Raw genomic sequence first — 23,981 nt, forward strand, 5'->3', positions numbered from 1 at the left:
CGCATGCGCTTGAAAATCACCGACGCCGGCTTCGCCAGGCTGGTCAATCCACCCAACACCGGCACCAGTGCCGTGCTGATCACCGAGATCGGCCTGACGTCCACGGCATTCACGCCGACGGCAGGGCTGACCGCCCTGCCCGGCGAGATCAAGCGGGTCTCGACGTTCGGCGGCAAGGCCGTGGGCGACGACACGCTGCACGTCACGATCCGTGACGACAGCGCTACCGCCTACAGCCTGCGCGGCTTCGGCCTGTACCTGGGCGACGGCACGCTGTTTGCAACCTTCGGCCAGACCGATCCGATCATGGAGAAGACCGCAGCCTCGATGCTGCTGCTCTCCACCGATACCCGCTTCAGTGAAGTCGATACCGCGCTGATCGAGTTCGGCAATGCCGAATTCATCTATCCGCCCTCCACCACCGAGGTGCAGGGCGTGGTCGAACTGGCCACGACGACCGAGACCGAAGAGGGTGCAGATGCCCAGCGTGCGGTGACACCGCGCGGGCTGCGTGCCTTCATCGACAAGCGCTTTGGCGCCAGCGCCCCCACCCAGTTCGTCCGCACGCTGCTGTCGATCGCCACCGATGCCGCGTTCCGCTCCGCTCTGGGGCTGAAATCGGCCGCGTTGAAGGACGAGGGCGCCGACAAGGGCCTGGATGCCGACCTGCTCGATGGCCGCCACGGCACCCACTACCTGGACTGGCGCAACATGACCGGCGTGCCATCCAGCGTGCACGTGCCCGGACAGGTGATTCTGTTCGCCGGTGCCACCGCGCCCAACGGCATGCTGCTGTGCAATGGCGCCGCTGTTCCGCGTGCCAGCTACCCGGCCCTGTTCGCCGCCATCGGTACCCGCTACGGCGCCGGTGATGGCGCAACCACCTTCAACCTGCCGGCAATGCAGGAAGGCACGGTGGTCACACACACACTGAACCCGGAAGCGGTCGGCAGCTTCACCCAGGGTGAGGTGATCCGCCATGCCCACGGCGCAAGCGCGGCAACAGCAGGCAGCCACAGCCATGCCATCTCCGTAGGCGCAGGCGGCGCGCACTCCCACGGTGCCAGCGCCAGTGCCGTCGGCGACCACGCGCATGGTGCGTGGACCGACTCGCAAGGCCACCACGCACATACCGGCGGCACCTCGTGGATCGGCGATCACCAGCATCTCACCGCGTTCGCCGAATCAGGCACCACCTACCCATGGGGCGCCGACTACAACAACCACGCCGGTTCACGCGGCAACCTGGACTACGACAACCCCTGGCCGTACACCAGCCCGGCCGGTGGCCACGCCCACAGCTTCACCACCGACGGCGCAGGCGGCCACGGCCACAACATCGGCATGAACGGCGCCGGCGGCCACTCGCACACCATTTCCATCGCCCAGGTGGGTGACCACGGCCACGCCGCGTCGGCCGCCGACGCCGGTGCGCACACCCACACCGTCGTGGTGGAGAACGCCGGTGGCGACCGCAACCTGCCGGCTGGCCTGCGGATGATCTATTGCATCGCGTACTGAGGACATGAACTTGCCTACCGAACCGCGCTTCGCGCACTCCTACGATCCCGATACCCGCGCCTACATGGGCAAGGTCCGCCTGCAGCCTTCGCCCGACGGCGCCTGGAACCTGCCCGACTTCACCGTGGACGTCGCGCCTCGCCAACCTGCCGGCGAATACCAGGCACTGCGCCTGGCCGAGGATGGCTCACGCTGGGAACTGGTGGCCGATTTCCGCAACTGCATGCTGTGGGACACACGCACCGCGATGGCGGTACCCAACCGCCTCGCGCTGGGCGAGCCGTTGCCCAAGGACGTGACCCTGTCCGAACCATTCAAGCTGGATGGCACCACCGCGCAATACAACGCGTGGAATGCCAGCCGCCGCGAATGGACGCTGCTGCCGGACTACAGCTCGCGACCGCTGTGGAACAAGCACGATGCCAGCTTCGCGACTCCCGTTTCCCGTGGGGTCGCGCTGCCGCCATCGGTCACCGATCTGGCACCGCCTGCAGATCGCAGCTACCCGGTCACCTTCGATGAAGCCCGTGCTGCCTGGGTGATGGTCACTGCCCCCGAACCCGACCCGGCCGCGCAACCGCAACCGCAACCGCAACCGTGATTTCGGGCCACCGCTGCAATTAATCCAGCCGCGGCCAGATACGAACATGTACCCATGCGGCGCAGATCGCGACCGCAGCACCCACCCAACCAAGGAAAAAACAACGCATGGCCGAATTTCTGCATGGCGTGCAGGTCGTCAACATCGATGGTGGTTCCCGCTCGATCGCTGTTGCCTCGACCAGCGTCATCGGCATCGTGGGCACCGCGCCCCGCGCCGACAAGATCGCCTTCCCGTACAACACTCCGGTCCTGGTGACCTCGCGTTCGCAGGCAGCCAAGCTGCTCGCCAACGCCGCAACCGAAGTCGATGAGGGCACCCTCCCGGGCCAGCTCGACGCCATCTTCGACCAGTCCAACGCGGTCGTCGTCGTCATCCGCGTCGAGAAGGGCGCCACCGAGAACGACACCCTGGCCAACGTGCTGGGCGGCGTGAACGCGCAGACCGGTGCCTACACCGGCGTGCATGCACTGCTGGCGGCAAAGTCGGTGGTGGGCATCAAGCCCCGCATCCTGGCGGTACCGGGCTTCACCCACACCCACGAAAAGCGCGATACCGAACTGCTGGCCAACCCGGTCGTGGCCGAACTGCTCGGCATTGCCGACAAGCTGCGCGCGGTGATCATCAAGGATGGCCCGAACAGCAACGACGACGCCGCCAAGAGCACCACCGCTCTGACCGGTTCCAAGCGCGTCTACGTGGTCGACCCGGCGCTGCTGGTGCAGTCCGGTGATGCCATCGTCACGCGCTACGCCTCCGGTGCAGTGGCCGGCGCCATCGCCCGCAGCGACAACGAACGCGGCTGGTGGGCATCGCCGTCCAACCTCGAGCTCAACGGCGTGGTCGGTACCGCACGTGCGATCGACTTCGGCCTGTCCGACGCGACCAGCCGCGCCAACCTGCTGAACCAGTCGAACGTGGCGACCATCATCCGCGAAGGTGGCTTCCGCCTGTGGGGCAACCGTACCGCCAGCAGCGACCAGAAGTGGCAGTTCCTCTGCGTGGTGCGCACCGCCGACATCATCGCCGACAGCCTCGAGGCCGCCCACCTGTGGGCCGTCGACCGCGGCATCAGCAAGACCTACGTCGACGACGTGCGTGAGGGTGTCAATGCCTTCCTGCGCGGCCTGAAGACCCAGGGCGCGATCCTCGGCGGCAACTGCTGGATCGACCCCGACCTGAACGCAGCGGACAGCGTGGCCCAGGGCCGTTTCTACTGGGACTTCGACTTCACCCCGACCTACCCGGGTGAGCAGCTGACCTTCCGCATGCACATGAACAACAACTACGTCTCGGAGATCTTCTAAGCATGGCGCGCAAGATCCGCAAGAACTTCAACTTCTACGTCGACGGCAAGGGCTATGCCGGCAGCGTGATGTCCTTCACCGCCCCCAAGCTGTCGCTGAAGACCGAGGACTTCCAGGCCGGCGGCATGCTGGCCCCGACCGAGATCGTGCTCGGCCATGACAAGCTGACCGCCGATGTCGAGTTCGCCTCCGACGACGCGGAGATCATGAGCAAGTTCCACGTCATCGAAAGCAAGGAATACGGCTTCACCGCCCGCGAAGCGCTGGAAGGCGATGACGGCGAAGTGACCCAGGTCGTGCACAACATGCGCGGCAAGGTGAAGCTGCTGGACCGCGGCGAAACCAAGGTCGGCGAGAAGGGCACGATCAAGGTCAACCTGGCGCTGAGCTACTACAAGCTGACCCATGGTGCCCAGGTCGTGCAGGAGATCGACGTGGTCAACATGATCGCCCGCCAGGGTGGCGTGGACGTGCTGGCCGGCATCCGCGGCGCACTGGGCATCTGAACCCTCGCCGCACTGAAGAACCCGGGGGCGCCTCGCGCCCCCGCATCCATCGCACCGCATCGCATTCCAGGAACGCATCCATGTCCAGCAAGACCAAGACCCCCACCGACACCGTCATCGAGCGCGATGGCTTCGCCGAGATCACCCTCACCCGCCCGCGCCAGGTCAACGGCATGGAAACCGCCGTGCTGCGCATGCGTGAACCGACCGTGGAAGACATGGAGCGCTACCAGGATGACAAGGGCAGCGACGCACAGCGCGAGGTGCGGATGATCGCCAACCTGTGCGAGGTCTCGCCGGAAGACGTGCGCAAGATGCCGCTGCGCGACTACGCACGACTGCAGGCAGGCGTCGCGCTTTTTACCACCTGACCCTGCCTCAGATCAGGCAGGGAGTGCTCGCCCTGGCCGGTCATACCGGCTGGGGCCTGCGCGAGATCATGACACTGCGGGTGTCGAAGTTCATCTGGTGGATTCAGGGATTGCCGGTACATGGCCAGTAACGTTCAAACGACAACGATCACGATCGGCGGCGAGGTGTCCAAGTCACTGAAGGACGCCTTCTCCTTTGCCAACGACGGTATCAAGCGCCTCGGCACCGAGGTGACCCTGCTGGACCGCAGGCTCGCCCGCATGAGTACGACCAGCAAGGAGTACGCCCGCATGCGTTCCCAGGTCGATGCTCTGCGTGCCTCGCAGGTGGCGCTGGAGAGCATCGAAGCAAAGCGCGACGCCAACCTGGAGAAGCGCGGGAAGCTCGGCTCGGCATTTGGCGAGGCACGCGGCACGCTTGGCACCGCCGTCACCGCGCTGGCCAAGCCGGTCGAGAACGCCTCCGGCTTCGCCCGCCAGAACCAGCAGATCGGCGTGGCAGCCAACCTCAGCCGCGCCCAGGTCAGCGCACTGGGGCAGGCCATCCTGGAACAGTCGCGTGCAACCAACCAGGGCGCCGACGCGCTGCAGCGCTCGATCAGGCTGATGATCGACGCCGGCATGGATGCGCAGTCGGCCCAGGCCAGCCTCGGTGCTGTCGGGCGGACCACCACCGTCACCGGTGCCAGCATCGATGATGTGGCCCAGGCTGCGGCCGCCCTGCAGCAGTCGTTCGACATCGATCCCTCGCGCATGCAGAACGCGCTGGATGTGCTGGTGGTCAACAGCCGGCAGGGCGGCCTGGGCCTGAAGGACATGGCCGCAGTGCTGCCTACCCTGGGTTCGTCGTTCGAAGCGATGAAGCTGCAGGGCACCTCGGCGGCCGCCACCCTCGGCGCGGCCCTGCAGGCCACGCTGGACTCGGCCGGCGGCGCCGACAAGGCCGCCAGCAACATGAAGAGCTTCATGTCCGAGGTGCTCTCGCCGGACATTCAGGAGAAGGCCAAGAAGAGCCTGAACCTGGATCTGCGCAGGATCATCGGCGATGCACAGGCCAGCGGCGGCAATCCCTTCGACGCTGCGATGCAGGGAATCATCCAGGCGACCGCGGGCGACCAGAAGAAGATCGGCACCCTGTTCAGCGATGCACAGGCGAAGAACTTCGTCCAGCCGATGATCGAAAACTGGGATACCTACATCCGTGTCCGCGACAAGGCCTTGAATGGATCGGCGGGTACCACCGATGCGGCCTATGCCGATGCGATGCAGACCGATCCGCAGAAGATCGAAGGTGCCAAGATCGCCGTGGACAACCTGTCCAAGGCCTTCGGTGCGGCACTGCTGCCCGCGGTGGGCGAGGCCGCGGTCAAGCTGACCGAGCTGTTGAACGGGGTTACCTCGTTCGTGCAGGAAAACCCGAAGCTGATCGCCAACACCACGCAGATCGTGGTCGGCATGCTGGGCATGCGCACGGCGGTGCTCGGCGCTCGCTACGCCTGGACCTTCCTGCAGGGCCCGATCCTGGGCGTGCAGAAGGCCTTCCAGCTGTTCCGTGGTGGCAGCCTGCTGGCACAGATGGGGCGCTTCGGGCCGATGGCCATGCGCCTGGCATCGGGCTTCCGTGTGGTTGCTACTGCCGTGGCCGCCATCGGTGGTGGTCCGATCACGATCGCCATCGCGGCAATCACCGCAGGCGCCATCCTGGTGCGCAAGTACTGGGAGCCGATCAAGGCATTCCTGGGCGGCGTCTGGGAGGGCCTGAGCGGTGCAGGCACCGCAGCGATGGGTGAACTGATGCGTGCGGTTGAACCGCTGCGCCCCGCCTGGGAAGTCATGAGCGGGTTGATCGGCCAGGCCTGGGACTGGCTGTCGAAGATGCTTGCACCTGCACAGTACACCGGCAACGAACTGTCGCGCGTTGCCCAGATCGGCAGCTTCCTCGGTACCGTTCTGATGGAAGGCCTGAGAATGAACATCCAGCTCATCAGCGGCCTGGTGCAGTACGTCGCCTGGATGGGCAACGTGTACACGACCGTCGCCAGCGGGATCGGAATCGGAATGAGCAAGATGTGGACGGCGATCAAGTCCGGTGCCGAATCCCTGTTCGACTGGCTCATCCCGAAGCTGGATTTCCTCATGCCCTACGTCGAGAAGCTGATGGGGTTCGTCGAAGGGGGCATTGGCAAGGTCAGTGCGCTGGTCGGCAAAGGCCTGGACTTCGGCAAGGAGGTGCTTGCCGGTGGTGCGGAAGCGATCGGCAACGGCATGGTGGGGTACACCAACATGCGGGCCGGCGGCCGAGGTGGCCTGGATGACGCCGTGGGCCTGGTCGGCAACGTCGCCACGTTGGACGCGCCGGGCGCGCGCAAGCGTTGGGGCGGCATCAGCGAGGCCGCTCGCGGTCGCACCGCACCCGACATGCCATCGCCCTCTGCGCGCGGCGTCACCACCGTGCAGCAGCAACAGACCAACAACATCACCATCCACCAGCAACCGGGTGAATCCAGCGAATCGGTGGCGCGTCGCACTGCCGACGAACTGCAGCGTCGCAACGCGGTTGCTGCCCGTGGTGGCCTGGCAGACAGGAACTAAGCATGAAGCGCGAGTTCGTAACCGCATCCATCGACAAGCTGTTGTCCAGTTTCCAGAGCAACGACTCCGGCAACGCCCCGGTACTGCTGATGCTGGGCGGCTTCAAGTTCAGCCTCAACACCGCCGTGTTCCAGGAGATCCAGCAGAGCAACGAGTATGGCTGGGCTGCGCAGGAACGCATCGGGCAGATGGCCGCCCTGCAGTACACCGGCCCCGGCAAGGCCAGCATGACCTTGCCGGGCGTCATCCACTATGCGTTCCGGGGTGCCGGCAATGAGCTCTCGCAGCTGCGCAAGCTGGCGGCACAGGGCAAGCCACAGCGGCTGCTGACCGGCAAGGGCGGAAACCTGGGGCTGTGGGTCATCGACAAGATCGACGCCACTGCCTCCGGCTTCACCGTCGATGCGGGAATCCAGCGGCACGAATTCACCCTCTCCCTGCGGAAGCACAGCGATGGCACGAACGTATAACACCCGCGACGGCGACGTCGTTGACCGCATCGCACATGCGCACTATGGCGAACAATCACCGGCCATTCTGCGCGCGATACTCGACGCCAACCCGGGCCTGGCCGCGCGCGGCGCAGTACTGCCTGCGGGCATCGCGATCACTCTGCCGGACGTGCAGCGCCCCGCCGGCGAACGCAAGGGGATCGCGCTGTGGGACTGAACATCACACCGGCATTCCGCGTGGTGGCCAACAGCCAGGACATCACCGACAAGATCATGTCGCGCTTCAAATCACTGCGCATCACCGACGAGACCGACAACAACTCGGACATGCTGGAGCTGCAGCTGGCCGACCATGATCCGTCCGATCCGATCCAGCTGCCGCCGGCAGGCGCGGAGCTGGAAGCCTTCATCGGCTATGACGGCGAAGTGCGGCGCATGGGCCTGTACATCTGCGATGAGGTGGAGATTTCCGGCTACCCGGGCAGCATGACCCTGCGCGCGCGCGCCGCACCGTTCGAGGCCAGCAAGGGCGGCAAGAACGATCTGCAGACGCAGAAGACGCGCACCTGGAAGAAGGGCACGACGATCGGCGGCATGGTCCAGCGCATGGCCGGCGAGCACGGACTCAGCGCGGCCGTGAGCGGATCGCTGGCGTCGATCGCACTGCCGCTGACAGTGCAGTCGCAGGAGTCGGACATGAACCTGCTGCTGCGCCTGGCCAAGCAGCACGATGCCATTGCCAAGCCGGGCGGCGGCCGCCTGATGTTCGTCAAGCGCGGCGAATCCACCAGTGCCAGCGGTGAGCGCATTCCCGACGTTACCCTGACCCCGGCCGATGGCAGTGGCTACAAAGTGAGCATCGTCTCACGCGAGAAGACCGGCACCACCATTGCCTACTATCGCGATGTACGCGGTGCCAAGCGCCAGGAAGTAAAGCTGGGCAGCGGTGAACCAATCGTGCGCCTGCGCATGGCCTACGCCGACCGCGAAGCCGCCGAAGCCGCAGCGCGCGCCAAGCACCAGGAACAGGCCCGGCAGACGCGTACGCTGAGCTACACCCTGCCCGGCCGCGAGACGCTGATGGCCGAAGCCACGGTGGTGATGCAGGGCTTCCGCGATGGCGTGGATGGGCAGTGGCTGGTCAAGCGCGCCGAGCACAACATCAGCCACGACGGCTACGTGACCAGCATCGAGTGCGAACAACCCAACAGCGCCGACGCAGTGAAGGCGGCCCGCAGTGCGGCAGCCACCGAAGGCGAGCAGGTCGGCAGCGAGGTGTAGATCCACGCCATGCGTGGATGCGCTTCCCGCATCAACTCACGTACTGCGCTACCCCGTTGCCGAACGACCAGTTCTCCTTCTTCACTTCCACCAGGTTGATGAACACATCCTCGCGGCGGATGCCAACCGCCGCATGCAGGCCATCAGCGATGCCGGCATACAGCGCCTTCTTCTGCTCCAGCGTGCGCCCTTCGTTCCAGGTGATCTGGATGCAGATGAAGTCGTCGGTGCGGTCCACGCCCAGGTAGCCGGGGTCGTAAACGAGCGTGCCGGCGTCGTGCTGCTGGAAGATCTGGAAGCGGTCGTTCTCCGGCACGCCCACCGCGCGCATGGCCTGGTAGATGGTTTCGCCGACACGTTGCAGGTAGTCGGCGGATTTACCTTTGCGAAGATCGATGCGGGCGAGCGGCATGGTGGCACTCCAGCGTGGATGGGTAAGGCGACAGGCTGAGACTACGCCTGCCCGGGGCGGTGGGACAGCGCAGGGATGGAACCCTCTGGCTCCATGCGTGACACATTCCCGCCTGCGCGCGCCGGGTGACGGAATTGCCATGGCGGCGCCGCTCTGGAGTCGTCATGTGCACGGTCGGCGTGGGCGGCGATATGCGCCATCAGTGATGGGCGACACAGTCGGCAGATGCTGGAGGGCACAGAACCGGAAACGCTTGGTGTGCCTGCGTGGAGTTGAGAACTTTCCTTACAGACCACCGTGATTGCGCGATCCCATGATCACCGCGCCGAGGCAGATTGCCTGGGCCGGGATTGGCGTCTCGAATAAACGAATGAACACCCATCGCTGCGATTTACGCCGCAGCAGAGAGAATGCACCGATTGCCTTCAATGGCGGCCGGTGCGTGGGGATCGACAGATCCGCCAGGCCTTCTTCTCGATGGGAGTTCGTTTGCCTTGGTACGCCAACCCGCACCGTCCGCCACCTTCACTCCGGAAGGTGGCTCTACGCCAGTGAGGGTTTCGCCATGACCAATCGCACCGCCGACCGTCCCCGCCTGCACGCCCTGATCGGCAACATCGCCGCCGACGTCCCTGAAGAGCTCGCGCACGAGATCGAGTGCGCCTTGCAGGAACAGAACCTGCCCGTGCAGTCGCCCACGTTCTTCGCCTGCCTCAATGCGATCAGCAACGCCGACGCCGATGACGGGCAACCGTGTGGCGGCCTCACCCTCTGCGCCAGCAACCACGCTTCGCTGCGCCGCTCGATGTCCGGGCTCAGCGCAGTGCTCGATCTGCTGCAGGCCGCCGACCGGGCGCGTGCCGAGGCCGGCCCGGAGGAACAGCTGGGCGCCTTCCATACCGACGGACTGATCGTGGCGGCACGACAACTGGTGCGCGAGGCGCATCACTGCCTCGCCGAGGGCCACACCTGACCGGCCCGGATGCGCTCCCGCTACAATCGCGCAGGGAACGCGGGAGGCCGCAATGGACGCCGAACACCTGGAGTATTTCAAGGCCGCCCTGGAGGGCCGCGCAAGCGTAGGCTGGAACGTATGGTTCGCCGCCAACCAGCAGGCGCTGGCACAACAACTGAGCCGCCCTGCACTGCTGCGCTTGAAGTTCAGCAAACTGGATGAAGCCGAACGCTTGCTCGCCCAGGCCGACATCGTGCCTCGCAGCACAGCGGGCAAGCGCTACGAAAAGTACTGCGCGGAGTTCGCGGCAGACGTGGTGGACGCGAACGGTCGCCCGCTGCCAGCCCTCTGGCGCGCAGCGCACGGCGGAGCCATCGGCCTGCTTGCCGATGGCGAGCGTGAGGCCGGCCAGGCGAAGCTGCTCGCGGAGTTCCGCCGCGCCCGCAAGCGCGGGCTGCAACAGGTCCACGAATGGTTGGCCGATCTGTGCTTTGAAGGCGAGATGGAACTGACCAGCGGCAATGCCGAGGTGGGCCGTGGTCTGCTTGCAGTGGTGGTGCAGGCCGGCAGCGGCCACGACCTGCTGGATGCAACGGCACTGATCGCGCGCGCGCTGTTGGACGAACACGGCTGAGACAGGGTCCGCTGCCCGTCGGCCCAGCAGAATCGCAGGCAACAAAAAAGCCCCCATTGCTGGAGGCTTCTTTCGTTCTGCAACATGGTGGGCGGTACAGGGATCGAACCTGTGACCCTTGCCGTGTGAAGGCAATGCTCTACCGCTGAGCTAACCGCCCGGTGTGTTGCTGAGCCGCTCATTATAGGGGCTTTTCAGAGGCCGTCAACAGTTTTTCACATTCGTGTTCACGGGTGTTTCGGGGCATGCAGCCGGGCATCGCCCGGCGCTACAGAAAGGCCCCGCGCGCAGCCTCACATCGTGTGTGTCGGCTTGTCCGAACCGGTCAGGCCGGCCAGCAGGGTTTCGATCTTGTGGCGCACGCCCTCGCCTTCGGCACCGTCGGCCAGCTGCACGCCGATGCCGGCGGTGCGGTTGCCCTGCGCGCCGGCCGGGGTCACCCAGATCACCTTGCCGGCCACCGGCAGGCGCTCGCTGGAATCGGGCAGGGTCAGCAGCAGGAACACCTCGTCGCCCAGGAAGTAGCGCTTGGGCGTGGGCACGAAGATGCCGCCATTCTTCACAAACGGCATGTACGCGCTGTACAGCGCGGCTTTGTCCTTCACGGCCAGGGACAGGATGCCCTGGCGGGCGTTGCTGGCACTCATCGATTTCCCCTTGCGGCAGGCCGCTCGTTCACCTTGTTCCAGGCCAGCAGCAACTCGACCACCGCAAGGTCTGCGCGCACCGTGGTGCGCAGCAGGTCGCGGGTGCGGTTGGCCGCATCGAACCAGGCTGCAAGCTTGTGCAATCGCTCCGGCGTGGTCAAGGCATCGGTGCTGGCCTGGGCCAGCGCCAGGTCGGCGGCAAAGCGCAGGCGCAATGCCGCGTTGTCGTCCCCACACCACTTCTGAGCCAGTTCCACCGCGCCGGTCTTGCCGGCGGCCAGCTGTTCCAGCTCGCGGCCAACCTCGCGGCGCAGGCTCAGGCCGTCTTCGCGCAGCCAGTTGTCGGCCTGGCCGGGATGGCCGCGCGCCGCGTCCAGCGCTTCGCGCGCCGATGCTTCGCTGTGGCCCTGCTGCTGCAGCCAGGCCAGCGCTTCGTGCTGCGGCGGCAGCTTGAATTCCAGGCGCTGGCAACGGCTGCGGATGGTCTGCGGCAGGCGTGCCGGGTCGCTGCTGATCAGCCACAGGTAGCGGCCGGGCTGCGGCTCTTCCAGGGTCTTCAGCAGCGCATTGGCCGCCGAGCGGTTGATCGCATCGGCCGGGTCGACGATCACCACCTGCGCCACGCCGTACTGCGGGGTCAGCGCCAGCGTGTCGGTGATCTCGCGCACCTGCTCGATGACGATCTCGGTGCGCAGCTTGTCGCCGCTCTTGTTCGGGATGAAGCTGACCAGCTGCAGGTCCGGATGGGTACCGGCGGCGATCAGCTGGCGCGTGCGCGTGGCATGCGCGGCATCACCGCGCGCCAGCACGTGATCGGCCAATGCCAGCGCCACCTCGCGCTTGCCCAGCCCGGCCGGCCCGCAGATCAGCAGGCCATGGCCGAGGCGACCGGCATCGAGCGCAGCCACGGTCTGGTCGAACGCGCGCTGCTGCCACGGCGAGAACGTGCTCATGCGCCCTCCCCGTCCTGCAGCCAACGCTCGACACGCGCGACCACATCAGCGGCCACGCGCACCTGCTCCTGGCCCGCATCGATCAACGCGAAGCGCTGCGGGTCCTGCTGCGCACGGCTGCGGAACACTTCACGCACGCGCTGGAAGAAATCGTCCTGCTCGCTTTCGATGCGGTCCGGCCACAGGTCACGGCCGTTGGCGCGTGCGCGGCCCACTGCCACATCCACATCCAGCAGCAGGGTCAGGCCCGGCAGCAGGCCCACCGCGCGTCGTTCCAGATCGGCAATCCACTGCGGATCGAGGCCACGGCCACCGCCCTGGTAGGCATAGCTGGAATCGGTGAAGCGATCGCTCAGCACATAGGCGCCGCGCTGCAGCGCCGGCTGGATCACCTGGCGCACATGCTGCGCGCGCGCAGCGAACACCAGCAGCAGTTCGGCCTCGGCGCTGAGCGGTTCGGCGGCGATCTCGGCATCGGGCTTCAGCACCAGGCCGCGGATGCGCTCGGCCAGGGGCGTGCCGCCCGGCTCGCGGGTCAGCACCACTTCATGACCGTGGCTGCGCAGGCACTCGCGGATGGCGTTGATGGCGGTGGTCTTGCCCGCGCCCTCGCCGCCTTCCAGGCTGACGAAACGCGGGTGGCGAAGCAGCGCGGGACTCATTGCGCCGAGGTCTCATTGGTACGTTGCTGGCGCAGCTGCTGCAGGTAGCGGGCCACTGCGGCGTTGTGCTGGTCCAGGCTGGGCGAGAACACGTGTGCGCCACTGCCATCGCCCACGGCGACGAAATACAGCGCGTCGCCTGCTGCGGGTTGCGCGGCGGCCATCAGTGCATCGCGGCTGGGCATGGCGATCGGGGTCGGGGTCAGGCCGGCACGGGTATAGGTGTTGTAGGGCGTATCGGTGGTCAGGTCGCGGCGGCGGATGTTGCCGTCATATGCGGCACCGATGCCATAGATCACGGTCGGGTCGGTCTGCAGGCGCATGCCGATCTTCAGGCGACGCATGAACACGCCGGCAATCTGCGGGCGCTCGCTGGCCAACGCGGTTTCCTTCTCGATGATCGAGGCCATCGTCAGCAGTTCGTAGGGCGTGTTGATCGGCAGGTCCGGCGCGCGGCTTTCCCAGGCTTCATCCAGCGCCTTTTCCATCGCGGCGTGGGCGCGCTTGAGCACGTCCAGATCGCTGTCACCGCGCTGGTAGACGTAGGTCTCCGGCAGGAAGCGGCCTTCCGGATGCTGGCCACCGAAGCCGAGGCGCTGCATCAGCGCGGCGTCATCAAGATTATCGGTGGTGTGCAGCAGCGGCTCGGCGCGCTTGAGCGCGGCACGCAGCTGGCGGATGTTCCAGCCTTCGATGATGGTGACGCGGTGCTGCAGCACCTTGCCGGCACGCATGCGCAGCAGCAGCTCGCGCGGGGTCAGGTCGCCGCTGAGCGCGTACTCGCCCACCTTCAGCTTGCCGGCGGCATCGAGCTGGCGCGCCAGCAGCTGCCACTGGGCATCCTGGCCCTCGTCCACGCCGGCATCGCGCAGCTTACGCAGCACGCTGTTCATGCCATCGCCACTGGCGATGACCATGCTCTCGGCAGTCGGGGTGATCGGGGCATCGGCGAACCGGGTCTGCTGGTAGAAGAACCACGCGCCCGCGCCAGCCACGACGGCGGCCAGCACCACCACCAGCGTTACCACGAACAGACACCCGCGCTTGGCTCCCGCCATGGACTACCTCTGAACTCGATTCCGTCGTGCAGGATACCGTGCCGGTGGTGTGGGGTCATGACCGGGGCCACACACCCGTGCCGACCAACGGTCGGCACCCACACCGAAGCCGAACCGGCGGCCGTCAGCCTTGCTGGCCGAGCGCGCGCAGCAGGCCGCGGGCCTTGGCGCGGGTCTCGTCCAGTTCCTTGTCCGGGTCCGAATCAACCACGATGCCGGCGCCGGTGCGGAAGCTCACCTCGTGGCCATCCACTTCGGCGGTGCGGATCAGGATGTTCAGGTCCAGGTCGCCATCCCGGTTCAGCCAGCCGAAGGCGCCGGTATAGGCGCCGCGCGGCACCTGCTCCAGTTCGCTGATGATCTGCATGCAGCGCACCTTGGGGCAGCCGGTGATGGTGCCGCCCGGGAACGTGGCGGCGATCACCTCGCCGGGCGTGACCTCCGGGCGCAGATGGCCACTGACGTTGCTGACGATGTGGTGCACATGAGCGTAGCTCTCCACGGTCATCAGCTCGTCGACCACCACGGTGCCGGGCAGGCAGATGCGGCCCAGGTCGTTGCGTTCCAGGTCGATCAGCATCACGTGCTCGGCGCGCTCCTTGGGGTGGCCGACGAGTTCCTGGATGCGCGCGGCGTCGTCATCGCCTTCGAAGCGCGGGCGGGTGCCGGCAATCGGCCGGGTCTGCGCATGGCCAGCATGCACCGAGACCAGGCGTTCAGGCGATGAACTGACCACGTGGCGGCCGTGGGCGGTGAAAAGCCCGGCGAACGGTGCCGGGTTGGCACGGCGCAGCTGCGCGTACAGCGCCTGCGGGCTGACCGGCGCAGCGAACTGCGCGCTCCAGCGCCGCGACAGGTTCACCTGGAACACATCGCCGGCACGCAGGTAGTCGATCACCCGGCGCACGCCGTCGGTGAAGCGCTGCGGCGCATCCTCGGCCACCGACTGCGGCGGCTGCCAGCCCTGCCCGGCTTCGGGCAGCGCGGCCGAAGCCAGTGCCACCAGCGCGTCCAGCAGCGCCTGCTCGCCGGCTTCGGCGATGACGAAGCTGGCATCGTTGTGATGGTCGTGCAGCACCGCGGCCGGGCAGCGCAGTGCCAGCGCGGTCGGGCGGCCGTCCTCGCGCGCACGCGCCGGCAGAACCGGTTCGATCTGGCTGGCCACTTCGTAATCCAGCATCAGCGCCCAGCCGCCACGGAACGGCAGGCTGTGGCTGCCGTCGTGCAACAGGCGCTCGCGCTGCCAGGCACGGTCCAGCACCTGCAGGAAGCTGCCAGCGTGTACCGCATCATGCTGGTCACGCACCTGGCCGTCGGCGTCCAGCCGCAGGCCCTCGCCCTGCGCGGCCAGCAGCAGGCTCCAGCGGCCTTGGGCGGTGCCCGAGGCGGTGGATTCCATCAGCAGCGGGAAACGCGCCGGGTCGTGCTGCTGCAGCGCCAGCAGATCGATCGGATGCGGCAACGGGTGGATCAGCGGTGCGTGGGTCATGGCAGCCAGTTCGGGGGATCAGATGCACGGAAGCCGCCTTGCGGCGGCCTCTTCGCATGTAGAGTCGAGCATGGCTCGACGCTACAACTCGGTCAGACGCGCTTGAAGATCAGCGTACCGTTGGTGCCGCCGAAGCCAAAACCATTCGACATCACTACGTCCACCTTGGCCTGGCGTGCTTCGTTGGGCACGTAGTCCAGGTCGCAGCCTTCGCCCGGCTGCTGCAGGTTGATGGTCGGCGGAATGACGTTCTCCTGCAGCGCCATCACCGAGAAGATCGCTTCCACGCCGCCGGCAGCACCCAGCAGATGGCCGGTCATCGACTTGGTGGAGCTGACCATCATCTTGTAGGCGTGGTCGCCGAAGGCGGTCTTCATCGCCATGGTCTCGCCCAGGTCGCCCAGCGGCGTGGAGGTGCCGTGCGCGTTGAGGTAGCCCACCTGTTCCGGGGTCACGCCGGCGTCCTTCATGGCCATGGCCATGCAGCGGGCGGCACCTTCGCCGTTCTCGCTCGGTGCGGTCATGTGGTACGCATCGGAGCTGGCGCCGAAACCGGCCAGCTCGCAGTAGATCTTCGCGCCACGCGCCTTGGCGTGCTCGTACTCTTCCAGGATCAGGATGCCGGCGCCGTCGCCCAGCACGAAGCCGTCACGGTCCTTGTCCCACGGGCGCGAGGCCTGTTCCGGGGCATCGTTGCGGGTGCTCATGGCCTTCATCGCGCAGAAGCCGCCCAGGGCCGTCGGCGACGAGCCACGCTCGGCACCACCGACCACCATCACATCGGCATCGCCGTACTGGATCATGCGCATCGCGGTACCGATCGAATGGTTCGAGGTCGCGCACGCCGACACCGCCGAGAACGACGGGCCCTTCAGGCCGGTGATGATGCTCAGCTGGCCCGGCAGCATGTTGATGATGGTCTTGGGCACGTAGAAGGGCGAGATCTTCTTGCCCTCGTGGAACTCGATGGTCTGCTCTTCGATGCCGAGCAGGCCGCCGATGCCGGCGCCGACGATGGCGCCGATGCGTTCGGCATTGGCGTCGGTGATCTCCAGGCCCGAGTCGTGCAGGGCCATGAACGAGGCACCGAGGCCGTAATGGATGAACGGGTCCATCTTCTTGGCATCCTTGCCGCTGACCCGGAATTTGCCGAACAGTTCATTGTCGGCGGTGATGTCGAATCCCTTGACCTCACCTGCAATCTTGGTGGTGAACCGATCCAGATAGGCATCAGAAACGTTGGTCAGCGGACCGATGCCCGAACGACCATGGGTGATGCCTTCCCAGCTGCTGGCCAGATCATTGCCCAACGGCGAGACGATACCCAGGCCGGTTACGACGACGCGACGCTTCATTGCTGATTCTCCTGGCCCGGATGGTTTCAACGGGCAACTCGGTTTGCTTCGGTGTGATGCTCAAACACACGGGGCCGCAACAGCGGCCCCATGGGGTGCGGTGCGCGGCGAGCGTGAACCCGCGCGCGCACTGCCGTCTGACATCAGGCCTTGACGTGGGCCTTGATGTAGTCGATGGCGGCCTGCACGGTGCTGATCTTCTCGGCTTCTTCGTCCGGGATCTCGCACTCGAATTCTTCTTCCAGGGCCATCACCAGCTCGACGGTGTCCAGCGAGTCAGCGCCCAGGTCATCGACGAACGATGCGCTGTTGGTGACTTCTTCTTCCTTGACGCCAAGCTGTTCGACGACGATTTTCTTGACGCGTTCTTCGATGGTGCTCATGGGATCTCGCTCCAGATGGAGTTGTGGTTCAAAAGTGGTCGCCATCAAAGGCGATGGCCGTGGGATAGTGTAGTGGAAACCGGCGCGGCCTTGCATCGCAGCAAAAACCTCAGCAGATCAACCACTTGCGGCGCAATCCCTGCGCCCCTTGCTTACGGCATGTACATGCCACCGTTCACATGGAGGGTTTCGCCGGTGATGTAACCGGCAGCCGGGCCGGCCAGGAAGGCCACCGCATGGGCGATGTCTTCCGGCGAACCCAGGCGTTCGAGGGCGATGTCGTTGATCAGCGCGGTACGCGCTTCTTCCGGCAACGCCTTGGTCATGTCGGTGTCGATGAAGCCAGGTGCGACAACATTGACGGTGACACCGCGCGAACCGATTTCCTTGGCCAGCGACTTGCTGAAGCCGATGATGCCGGCCTTGGCGGCAGCGTAGTTGGCCTGGCCGGCGTTGCCGGTCACGCCCACCACCGATGCGATGTTGATGATGCGGCCCTTGCGCGCCTTCATCATGCCGCGCATCACCGCCTTGCTGGTGCGGAACACGCTGGTCAGGTTGGTGTCGATGATCGACGCCCAGTCCTCGTCCTTCATGCGCATCAGCAGGTTGTCGCGGGTGATGCCGGCATTGTTGACCAGGATCGAGATCGGGCCGAATTCCTTGGCGATGCCGTCCAGCACGCTGTCCAGCGCAGCCGCGTCGGTGACATTCAGCGCGCGGCCGTGACCACCGTGGGCGGCCAGGCGCTCACCGATCGCAGCAGCGCCGGATTCGGTGGTGGCGGTGCCGATGACAGTGGCGCCCTGGGCGGCCAGCAGATCGGCGATGGCGGCACCAATGCCACGGCTGGCACCGGTGACCAGTGCGATTTCACCCTGCAGGGGCTTGCTCATGATGTTTTCCTCAGGCTGGGGCGGCCGCCGCACCCGTGCCGCGTGCAGCGGCTACCGGTACGGTCGGCAGGAACAGGGGGGATCAGGCCGACCATGCCTCGCGGGCGGCTTCGAAGTCGCCCGGCGTGGCCAGCGAACGGCCGTCGATGGCCTTGTCGATGCGCTTGACCAGGCCGGTCAGCACCTTGCCCGGGCCGCACTCGGCGATCTGGGTGACGCCACGGCCAGCCAGCGCCTGCACGCAGCCGGTCCACTGCACCGGCTGGTACAGCTGCTGGACCAGCGCGGTACGGATCGCGTCGATGCCGTCATGCACCTTGGCGTCGACGTTCTGCACCACCGGCAGCTGCGGCGCCTGCCAGGCCAGGCCGGCCATCACTTCGGCCAGGCGGTTGGCGGCTTCGCGCATCAGCGGGGTGTGCGAGGGCACGCTCACGGCCAGCTTGACCGCCTTGCGCACGCCCTTCTCGGCCAGCAGCGCCAGCGCGCGGTCGACCGCATCGGCGTCGCCACCGATCACGATCTGGCCCGGCGAATTGAAGTTGGCCGGCACCACCACCTGGCTGCCTGCCGCTTCAGCGCAGACGTCCAGCACCAGCTGGTCTTCGGCGCCGAGCACGGCGGCCATGGCGCCGACACCGGCCGGTGCGGCTTCCTGCATCAGCTGGCCGCGCAGGCGCACCAGGTGCGCGCCGTCATGCAGGCTCAGCGCGCCAGCGGCAACCAGGGCGGTGTACTCGCCCAGGCTGTGACCGGCCAGCACCGACGGGCGCGGACCGCCCACGGCGTTCCAGGCGCGCCACACGCCGATGCTTGCGGCCAGCAGGGCCGGCTGGGTGTATTCGGTGCGGTTGAGCATTTCCTCCGGGCCGCCCTGGGACAGCGCCCACAGGTCGACGCCGGCACCATCGGATGCCTCGGTGAAGGCGTCACGCACCTGCGGGTGCAGTTCAGCCAGCTCGGCCACCATGCCCACAGACTGCGAGCCCTGGCCGGGGAAGACAAAAGCGAGGGTGGATACGGTCACGCGGTCATCCGCTTGTTGCAATCGAAGCAGGCCATGATAAGGGGGAACATGCCGTGTCGTCTGTACGTGCGCGTATGCACGCGTATGGTGAATGGCTGTCGCAACACGCTGGAGATCCGGGGCCGGATGCCTCTCCGACCCCAGCCGCTGATCAGCAGAACAGCTGCAGGACGTCCAGGTCGCCGTCGGCGAGGAAATCCACGCACAGGCCCACCAGCATCAGCACGCCAGCGGTGCTGGCGCCATGGGCGATGAAAATGGAGTGGGCCAGCGCGCGCGCTGAGCGGCCCAGCTTCATGCAGACCCGGGCCAGGCTGCGCAGGCGGCCGCTGACCGCGTGCACGTGCTCGCGCACCGGCGCCTGGGCATCGCCCATCGCCTCGGCCATCATCGCCTGCAGGTGCTCGGGGCGGTCGGCGTAGTACTTGGCCACGCCATAGCCGAACATCAGCCAGTCGCGGGCCTGCGCTTCGGACAGATCCATCACTTCCAGCGGATCTTCCTCGAAGTCGATGAAACCGACGTTCTCGCCATCCCAGGTGAGATTGCGCGGCAACGGCTGGCCGAAATAGGCGCCACGCGCATGCGCTGCGGCAATGGCCAGCATCGCCGCCATCACCAGTCGGTCGCGACCTGCGTCGTCGGCTTCGCGCAGGCAGGTATTGAACGAACTGCCGTTGTCGCCGATCACCAGCGCGGCATGGCCGGTGCCCAGCACGTCGGGCACGTTCACGCCCTGCGCCTGCAGTTCTGCAAGGCGACGGGCTTCGGTTTCGCGTGCGGCGTCGCCGCCACGGTGCGGCGGCGGGCGCAGGGCGTCCAGATGAAAACGACGGGCAACAAAATTGAGCAGGCCAAGGGCCAGCGCCCGGCTTCCCTTGCCGTACTGCTTCAGCCAGGCACGTTGCCCTTCGATGACGATGGGCTCAACCATGACAGGTCCTCCTTAAACGCGTTACGGCCCCAGAGGGGCCGCAACGACAAAGCTTCACGTTGTCGTAACTTGCACTATCAATAGCGCAGCAGAGCCGAACCCCACGTGAAGCCGCCGCCGAAGGCTTCCAGCAGCAGCAGCTGGCCACGTTCGACCCTGCCCGAACGCACGGCGGCGTCCAGCGCCAGCGGCACCGAGCCGGACGAGGTATTGCCGTGCTTGTCGACGGTCACCACGACCTGGTCCATCGACATGTCCAGGCGCTTGGCGGTGGCTTCGATGATGCGCAGGTTAGCCTGGTGCGGAATCAGCCAATCCAGGTCGGACTTGTCCAGGCCGTTGGCGGCCAGGGTCTCGTCCACGACCGAGTCCAGCGCCTTGACGGCGTACTTGAACACGTCGTTGCCCTTCATGTTGATAGTGCCGCCGCCATTGGCGCCGTCCTTGAAGCCGGTCGAGACACCGACCGGGTTCCACAGCAGCTCCTTCTTGCTGCCGTCGGCATGCAGGTGGGTACTGAGGATGCCGGTCTCTTCATCGGCCTTGAGCACGACGGCGCCAGCGCCATCGCCGAACAGCACGCAGGTGGTGCGATCGTTCCAGTCGACCATGCGGGTCAGCGTTTCGGTGCCGATCACCAGCACATGCTTGCAGTCACCGGAACGGATGAATTTGTCGGCCACGCCCAGCGCGAACACGAAGCCCGAGCAGGCGGCGTTGACGTCAAAGGCAGGGCACCCCGCAACACCGAGCTTGGCCTGGATCAGGCACGCGGTGGACGGGAAAATGAGATCAGGGGTGGTCGTGCCGACCACGATCATGTCGAGCTGCGAGGCATCAATGCCTGCGGCTTCAAGCGCGCGCAGGGCGGCGTTGTAGCCAAGGTCGCTGGTGGTTTCGCCTTCGGCCGCGATGTGCCGTTCACGAATTCCGGTGCGCGACTGGATCCACTCATCCGAGGTTTCGACCATTTTTTCCAGGTCGGCGTTGGTCAGGACTTTTTCCGGCAAATAGCTACCGGTGCCCGCGATCCTCGAATAGATCCGCTTGCTCATCATGTTTCCTGTTGCGCGGGCCGCCGATCACCGGCACACCCGGGGAAGAAGGCAAAGGCCGCTGCCCGGAGGCAGCGGCCTTCCCGGCACATCAATCTTCTTCGACGGCCGAGGTCTTGGTCTGGATGACCTTCTTGCCGCGGTAGAAACCATCGGCAGTGATGTGGTGACGCAGGTGCACTTCGCCGGTGGTCGGGTCGGTCGACAGCTGCTTGGCGCTCAGGGCGTCATGCGCACGACGCATGCCGCGGCGGGACGGGGTGACACGGGATTTCTGCACAGCCATGGGATTGCTCCAAACTCGGTTCGTTTTGCTTCGTCGTATCGTCGCGCAGGACGCCAGCGCCCAGCACACTTTCGCTTTCGCCGCAGCCGCCGACGACAATCCGGCTGCTATTGTTTCTTCAGTGCTGCCAACGCCGCGAACGGGTTGGCCTTCTTCGTTTCTTCTTCGCTCGGTGCCCAGTCCTTGTCGACTGCTTCACCGTCGGGCGACAGCGGTACCACCGGCACCGCCAGCACCAATTCGTCCTCGACCAGATCCAGCGGCTTCAGCTGGCCATCTTCCGGCACCAGCAACGCCTCGTATTCCTCCGGCAGGGACGATTCCTCGTCCTCGTCGCGGATCAGGCCAAGCCTCTGGGTCACCTTCACCGGCAACAGGAATCGCTGCATGCTGCGCTGACAGGTCAGCGGCAGCGCGGTGTCGATGGTCAATTCCACATAGGATACCCGCAAGACGTCGTCGCGACCGAATTCAAGCGAGTAATTGCACTCACCGTCGGTATCAGCGACCAACCCCTGCAGGCGGGTCAATTCAGCCAGGGACACCTGACCGTCGAAGCGCCTTCGCGCTACAACCATCCGCCAGGCATCCAGCGTTTCGGGCACGTTCGCGGACATAAGCCGCTGAATACTAAGGATCGGGGCGGCGACTGTCAAATGCCCGCCATACAGGACTTGCTGCTGGCGTTGCGGACACGCCAGACTGCCATGCCCTGCCCCGGTATTCTCGCATGTCACTGGTCCTGGCCTCTACCTCCCGCTACCGCCGCGAGCTGCTGGAACGGCTGGGCCTGCCCTTCGACTGCGCACGTCCGGACGTGGATGAAACTCCCTTGAACGGGGAGGCTCCGCTGGCCCTGGCCACCCGCCTGGCCGCCGCCAAAGCGGCCGAGGTGGCGTCCCGCCATCCCGGCGCGTGGGTGATCGGCTCGGACCAGGTCGCGGACCTGAACGGCCAGCCGCTGGGCAAACCGGGTACGGTCGAGGCCGCCTGTGCGCAGCTGGCAGCGATGTCGGGGCAGATCGTCCGCTTCCACACCGCCGTCTGTCTCAGTCGTGACGGAGAATCATTCACGGCCGTCGATCTGACCGAAGTCTGCTTCCGCACACTGGAACCGGACGAAATCGCCCGCTACGTAGCCACCGAACAGCCGCTGGACTGCGCTGGCAGCTTCAAATGCGAGGGCCTGGGCATCAGCCTGTTCGACGCCATCGACAACCGCGACCCGACCGCGCTGATCGGCCTGCCGCTGATCGCGGTATGCGGATTACTGCGGAGGGCCGGTTTCGCGGTGCCCTGAACGCTCCCGCCAACCTGTAGAGCCGAGCCCATGCTCGGCTGCTTTTCGCTGGGCACCTGCCATCTGCAACAAAAGCAGTCGAGCATGGCTTGTATGTTCCTCCCGGCTCCTACGCTGTATGTAGGAGCCAGGGTGGAGGGACCGTCAAGCATGCATCTGCGGATACCAGCCGACAGACGAGTCGAGCGATCCCCATCCCGCACACGAACGTCGATAAAGGATCGTACGGCCCCCAAAGGGGATCGTCGATGTAGGCAAGCTAACGTCGGTGCGGTACCACCCCAGCCCTTTAAAGATAGCTGGGAGCCGTACAAATGTCTGATTCTCTCGATATTGGCGTGGACGTGGACTCCAAGGAGTTCGTGCCGGCGGTGGCCGACCGCAAGGCCGGTGACAGGGTCGCCAACACCCGGGCCGGGATAGCCAAGTGGCTCAAAACCTTGCCCCAGCGATGCCGGATTGGCATGGAAGCGACGGGACGGTACTACGAGTTGTTGGCTCGGATGGCTGGCCAGGCGGGCCACGTTGTCTATGTAATCGATCCACGGCTGATCAAGAACTACGCTCGGGCGACGGGCTCGCGCGGCAAGACAGATGCCATGGATGCCCAAGCGATCGCCCGCTATGTGAAGAAGGAGAGCGACCGCCTGCGTGAATACGTACCGCGTACTGACGAGCAGCAGCAGATGCACGATTTGCTGCGCAAGCGGCGAGCGCTGGTGGAGACGCGCGCGCGCTTGGAGCAATCCTTCGGGGTAAGCAAAAGTGACCCTGGGGAGCTGTCTGATCTGTTCTGCGCTCTGGCTGGGACGCTGTCCGAGCTGGAAAGCGAACTGCAGCGCTTGGGCCGCGATGGAGAGCATGGCGCGCTCTACAAGCGCCTGCTGACCATCCCGGGTATCGGCCCTGCCGTCGCGTCCCACCTGATTTACTACATGACGCGCTGGCCGTTGGCCAACGCCAACGCATGGATTGCCTGCACCGGCCTGGATCCCCGGCCCAACGAGTCTGGCGGCAGAACTGGACGACGTCGGCTGTCCAAACAGGGCGCACCGATGCTGCGCCAGATGCTCTACATGGCTGCAATGGGGCTCAAGCGGTGTCGCCGGGGGCAACCGCTCTACGACGAGCTGTCAAAACGCGGTCACCCCAGCACCGCCGTCTTCAACATTCTGGCAAGGAAGCTGGCCAGGATCGCCTGGGGCGTGTTCAAAAGCGGCCGAGACTTCGATCCGGCCATGCTGAAGGTCGGTCAAGCCTGCTTCCAGCAGGCTTGACCACGAACATAGGATCTCGACTCTACA

The 23,981-nt window shown here is 65.9% G+C and carries 27 protein-coding genes and 1 tRNA gene; 13 read left to right on the forward strand and 15 right to left on the reverse strand.

All coding sequences use genetic code 11. The features are described 5' to 3' along the window. Positions 1 to 3 precede the first annotated feature (3 nt). From AC13FN_RS03315 to AC13FN_RS03355, 9 genes are all read left to right on the forward strand, one after another. On the forward strand, positions 4 to 1,521 hold the full coding sequence (locus AC13FN_RS03315; protein ID WP_054171125.1) for a tail fiber protein: 1,518 nt from the start codon (positions 4 to 6) through the stop codon (positions 1,519 to 1,521). Between the two features lie 4 nt (positions 1,522 to 1,525). Next, positions 1,526 to 2,122 carry a hypothetical protein gene (locus tag AC13FN_RS03320; RefSeq protein ID WP_010483785.1) on the forward strand — a complete coding sequence of 199 codons (597 nt, stop codon included), beginning with the start codon at positions 1,526 to 1,528 and terminating at the stop codon, positions 2,120 to 2,122. 107 nt (positions 2,123 to 2,229) lie between these two features. Continuing rightward, positions 2,230 to 3,429, forward strand: coding sequence for a phage tail sheath C-terminal domain-containing protein (locus AC13FN_RS03325; RefSeq protein ID WP_010483787.1), 1,200 nt, complete (start codon positions 2,230 to 2,232; stop codon positions 3,427 to 3,429). 2 nt (positions 3,430 to 3,431) lie between these two features. Then, positions 3,432 to 3,935 (forward strand): phage major tail tube protein, encoded by a 504-nt coding sequence (locus AC13FN_RS03330; RefSeq protein ID WP_010483789.1) that lies wholly within the window; start codon positions 3,432 to 3,434, stop codon positions 3,933 to 3,935. Between the two features lie 80 nt (positions 3,936 to 4,015). After that, entirely contained in the window at positions 4,016 to 4,306 is a 291-nt protein-coding gene (locus tag AC13FN_RS03335) for a phage tail assembly protein (RefSeq protein ID WP_019336908.1), read from the forward strand. Between the two features lie 120 nt (positions 4,307 to 4,426). After that, positions 4,427 to 6,898, forward strand: a complete 2,472-nt coding sequence (locus AC13FN_RS03340) for a phage tail tape measure protein (protein ID WP_197643677.1) — start codon at positions 4,427 to 4,429, stop codon at positions 6,896 to 6,898. Positions 6,899 to 6,900: 2 nt separating this feature from the next. Further along, entirely contained in the window at positions 6,901 to 7,368 is a 468-nt protein-coding gene (locus tag AC13FN_RS03345; RefSeq protein WP_049434341.1) for a phage tail protein, read from the forward strand. Then, on the forward strand, positions 7,352 to 7,567 hold the full coding sequence (locus AC13FN_RS03350; protein WP_010483798.1) for a tail protein X: 216 nt from the start codon (positions 7,352 to 7,354) through the stop codon (positions 7,565 to 7,567). Before AC13FN_RS03345 ends, AC13FN_RS03350 begins: the two co-directional genes overlap by 17 nt. Beyond that, on the forward strand, positions 7,558 to 8,631 hold the full coding sequence (locus AC13FN_RS03355; protein WP_049410183.1) for a phage late control D family protein: 1,074 nt from the start codon (positions 7,558 to 7,560) through the stop codon (positions 8,629 to 8,631). Before AC13FN_RS03350 ends, AC13FN_RS03355 begins: the two co-directional genes overlap by 10 nt. A 31-nt stretch (positions 8,632 to 8,662) precedes the next feature. On the opposite strand, the gene AC13FN_RS03360 is transcribed toward AC13FN_RS03355, so the two are convergent. Beyond that, positions 8,663 to 9,043, reverse strand: a complete 381-nt coding sequence (locus AC13FN_RS03360; RefSeq protein ID WP_197578011.1) for a tautomerase family protein — start codon at positions 9,041 to 9,043, stop codon at positions 8,663 to 8,665. A 565-nt stretch (positions 9,044 to 9,608) separates the two neighbouring features. Between AC13FN_RS03360 and AC13FN_RS03365 the strand changes: the two genes are divergently transcribed. Further along, entirely contained in the window at positions 9,609 to 10,016 is a 408-nt protein-coding gene (locus AC13FN_RS03365) for a hypothetical protein (protein ID WP_217015278.1), read from the forward strand. A 52-nt stretch (positions 10,017 to 10,068) separates the two neighbouring features. After that, complete coding sequence (locus AC13FN_RS03370) at positions 10,069 to 10,632, forward strand: hypothetical protein (protein ID WP_217015276.1); 564 nt, start codon at positions 10,069 to 10,071, stop codon at positions 10,630 to 10,632. Between the two features lie 85 nt (positions 10,633 to 10,717). Here the strand turns inward: AC13FN_RS03370 and AC13FN_RS03375 are convergent. The 14 genes from AC13FN_RS03375 to AC13FN_RS03440 form a co-directional block, all read right to left on the reverse strand. Next, positions 10,718 to 10,792: transfer RNA gene (locus tag AC13FN_RS03375), tRNA-Val, on the reverse strand. Between the two features lie 133 nt (positions 10,793 to 10,925). Continuing rightward, complete coding sequence (locus AC13FN_RS03380; RefSeq protein WP_005412452.1) at positions 10,926 to 11,279, reverse strand: PilZ domain-containing protein; 354 nt, start codon at positions 11,277 to 11,279, stop codon at positions 10,926 to 10,928. Next, positions 11,276 to 12,232: a DNA polymerase III subunit delta' gene (locus AC13FN_RS03385; protein ID WP_482985167.1), complete on the reverse strand. Its 957-nt coding sequence runs from the start codon at positions 12,230 to 12,232 to the stop codon at positions 11,276 to 11,278. Before AC13FN_RS03385 ends, AC13FN_RS03380 begins: the two co-directional genes overlap by 4 nt. After that, positions 12,229 to 12,894 (reverse strand): dTMP kinase, encoded by a 666-nt coding sequence (tmk, locus tag AC13FN_RS03390; RefSeq protein ID WP_478415709.1) that lies wholly within the window; start codon positions 12,892 to 12,894, stop codon positions 12,229 to 12,231. Before tmk ends, AC13FN_RS03385 begins: the two co-directional genes overlap by 4 nt. Continuing rightward, the gene (gene mltG / locus AC13FN_RS03395) at positions 12,891 to 13,952 is read right to left on the reverse strand and encodes an endolytic transglycosylase MltG (RefSeq protein ID WP_482985166.1); all 1,062 of its coding nucleotides are present in this window, start codon (positions 13,950 to 13,952) and stop codon (positions 12,891 to 12,893) included. Before mltG ends, tmk begins: the two co-directional genes overlap by 4 nt. Before the next feature lie 124 nt (positions 13,953 to 14,076). Further along, a complete protein-coding gene (locus AC13FN_RS03400; RefSeq protein WP_049434325.1) occupies positions 14,077 to 15,441 on the reverse strand; it encodes an aminodeoxychorismate synthase component I in 1,365 nt (454 codons plus the stop codon). 92 nt (positions 15,442 to 15,533) lie between these two features. Further along, positions 15,534 to 16,796, reverse strand: a complete 1,263-nt coding sequence (gene fabF / locus AC13FN_RS03405; RefSeq protein ID WP_049434323.1) for a beta-ketoacyl-ACP synthase II — start codon at positions 16,794 to 16,796, stop codon at positions 15,534 to 15,536. 143 nt (positions 16,797 to 16,939) lie between these two features. Continuing rightward, the gene (gene acpP, locus AC13FN_RS03410) at positions 16,940 to 17,179 is read right to left on the reverse strand and encodes an acyl carrier protein (protein ID WP_005415509.1); all 240 of its coding nucleotides are present in this window, start codon (positions 17,177 to 17,179) and stop codon (positions 16,940 to 16,942) included. Positions 17,180 to 17,331: 152 nt separating this feature from the next. Next, positions 17,332 to 18,075 carry a 3-oxoacyl-ACP reductase FabG gene (fabG, locus tag AC13FN_RS03415; RefSeq protein WP_004146899.1) on the reverse strand — a complete coding sequence of 248 codons (744 nt, stop codon included), beginning with the start codon at positions 18,073 to 18,075 and terminating at the stop codon, positions 17,332 to 17,334. Between the two features lie 82 nt (positions 18,076 to 18,157). Next, positions 18,158 to 19,102 carry an ACP S-malonyltransferase gene (fabD, locus tag AC13FN_RS03420; RefSeq protein WP_329759759.1) on the reverse strand — a complete coding sequence of 315 codons (945 nt, stop codon included), beginning with the start codon at positions 19,100 to 19,102 and terminating at the stop codon, positions 18,158 to 18,160. Between the two features lie 151 nt (positions 19,103 to 19,253). Beyond that, positions 19,254 to 20,036, reverse strand: coding sequence for a BUD32 family EKC/KEOPS complex subunit (locus AC13FN_RS03425; protein ID WP_010483824.1), 783 nt, complete (start codon positions 20,034 to 20,036; stop codon positions 19,254 to 19,256). Between the two features lie 77 nt (positions 20,037 to 20,113). Continuing rightward, positions 20,114 to 21,091 (reverse strand): beta-ketoacyl-ACP synthase III, encoded by a 978-nt coding sequence (locus tag AC13FN_RS03430; RefSeq protein WP_005415505.1) that lies wholly within the window; start codon positions 21,089 to 21,091, stop codon positions 20,114 to 20,116. 91 nt (positions 21,092 to 21,182) lie between these two features. Continuing rightward, entirely contained in the window at positions 21,183 to 21,377 is a 195-nt protein-coding gene (gene rpmF / locus AC13FN_RS03435; RefSeq protein ID WP_004154640.1) for a 50S ribosomal protein L32, read from the reverse strand. Between the two features lie 107 nt (positions 21,378 to 21,484). Next, a complete protein-coding gene (locus AC13FN_RS03440) occupies positions 21,485 to 21,994 on the reverse strand; it encodes a YceD family protein (protein ID WP_010483828.1) in 510 nt (169 codons plus the stop codon). Between the two features lie 113 nt (positions 21,995 to 22,107). On the opposite strand from AC13FN_RS03440, the gene AC13FN_RS03445 reads away from it, so the two are divergent. Next, positions 22,108 to 22,677 (forward strand): Maf family protein, encoded by a 570-nt coding sequence (locus AC13FN_RS03445; protein ID WP_043398220.1) that lies wholly within the window; start codon positions 22,108 to 22,110, stop codon positions 22,675 to 22,677. 338 nt (positions 22,678 to 23,015) lie between these two features. Continuing rightward, a complete protein-coding gene (locus tag AC13FN_RS03450) occupies positions 23,016 to 23,954 on the forward strand; it encodes an IS110 family transposase (RefSeq protein ID WP_482995098.1) in 939 nt (312 codons plus the stop codon). The last annotated feature ends 27 nt before the right edge of the window (positions 23,955 to 23,981 follow it).

It is taken from the genome of Stenotrophomonas sp. 115C5 (genome assembly GCF_056861055.1).

Coding starts and splice junctions, on each gene's coding strand:
- fabF (WP_049434323.1), bottom strand. CDS start 16,796: ATGAAGCGTCGCGTCGTCGTAACCGGCCTGGGTATCGTCTCGCCGTTG.
- AC13FN_RS03330 (WP_010483789.1), top strand. CDS start 3,432: ATGGCGCGCAAGATCCGCAAGAACTTCAACTTCTACGTCGACGGCAAG.
- AC13FN_RS03430 (WP_005415505.1), bottom strand. CDS start 21,091: ATGAGCAAGCGGATCTATTCGAGGATCGCGGGCACCGGTAGCTATTTG.
- AC13FN_RS03325 (WP_010483787.1), top strand. CDS start 2,230: ATGGCCGAATTTCTGCATGGCGTGCAGGTCGTCAACATCGATGGTGGT.
- AC13FN_RS03340 (WP_197643677.1), top strand. CDS start 4,427: ATGGCCAGTAACGTTCAAACGACAACGATCACGATCGGCGGCGAGGTG.
- mltG (WP_482985166.1), bottom strand. CDS start 13,952: ATGGCGGGAGCCAAGCGCGGGTGTCTGTTCGTGGTAACGCTGGTGGTG.
- AC13FN_RS03425 (WP_010483824.1), bottom strand. CDS start 20,036: ATGGTTGAGCCCATCGTCATCGAAGGGCAACGTGCCTGGCTGAAGCAG.
- AC13FN_RS03350 (WP_010483798.1), top strand. CDS start 7,352: ATGGCACGAACGTATAACACCCGCGACGGCGACGTCGTTGACCGCATC.
- AC13FN_RS03445 (WP_043398220.1), top strand. CDS start 22,108: ATGTCACTGGTCCTGGCCTCTACCTCCCGCTACCGCCGCGAGCTGCTG.
- AC13FN_RS03440 (WP_010483828.1), bottom strand. CDS start 21,994: ATGTCCGCGAACGTGCCCGAAACGCTGGATGCCTGGCGGATGGTTGTA.
- AC13FN_RS03400 (WP_049434325.1), bottom strand. CDS start 15,441: ATGACCCACGCACCGCTGATCCACCCGTTGCCGCATCCGATCGATCTG.
- AC13FN_RS03345 (WP_049434341.1), top strand. CDS start 6,901: ATGAAGCGCGAGTTCGTAACCGCATCCATCGACAAGCTGTTGTCCAGT.
- acpP (WP_005415509.1), bottom strand. CDS start 17,179: ATGAGCACCATCGAAGAACGCGTCAAGAAAATCGTCGTCGAACAGCTT.
- AC13FN_RS03365 (WP_217015278.1), top strand. CDS start 9,609: ATGACCAATCGCACCGCCGACCGTCCCCGCCTGCACGCCCTGATCGGC.
- tmk (WP_478415709.1), bottom strand. CDS start 12,894: ATGAGTCCCGCGCTGCTTCGCCACCCGCGTTTCGTCAGCCTGGAAGGC.
- AC13FN_RS03320 (WP_010483785.1), top strand. CDS start 1,526: ATGAACTTGCCTACCGAACCGCGCTTCGCGCACTCCTACGATCCCGAT.
- fabG (WP_004146899.1), bottom strand. CDS start 18,075: ATGAGCAAGCCCCTGCAGGGTGAAATCGCACTGGTCACCGGTGCCAGC.
- rpmF (WP_004154640.1), bottom strand. CDS start 21,377: ATGGCTGTGCAGAAATCCCGTGTCACCCCGTCCCGCCGCGGCATGCGT.
- AC13FN_RS03315 (WP_054171125.1), top strand. CDS start 4: ATGCGCTTGAAAATCACCGACGCCGGCTTCGCCAGGCTGGTCAATCCA.
- AC13FN_RS03360 (WP_197578011.1), bottom strand. CDS start 9,043: ATGCCGCTCGCCCGCATCGATCTTCGCAAAGGTAAATCCGCCGACTAC.
- AC13FN_RS03385 (WP_482985167.1), bottom strand. CDS start 12,232: ATGAGCACGTTCTCGCCGTGGCAGCAGCGCGCGTTCGACCAGACCGTG.
- AC13FN_RS03380 (WP_005412452.1), bottom strand. CDS start 11,279: ATGAGTGCCAGCAACGCCCGCCAGGGCATCCTGTCCCTGGCCGTGAAG.
- AC13FN_RS03335 (WP_019336908.1), top strand. CDS start 4,016: ATGTCCAGCAAGACCAAGACCCCCACCGACACCGTCATCGAGCGCGAT.
- AC13FN_RS03370 (WP_217015276.1), top strand. CDS start 10,069: ATGGACGCCGAACACCTGGAGTATTTCAAGGCCGCCCTGGAGGGCCGC.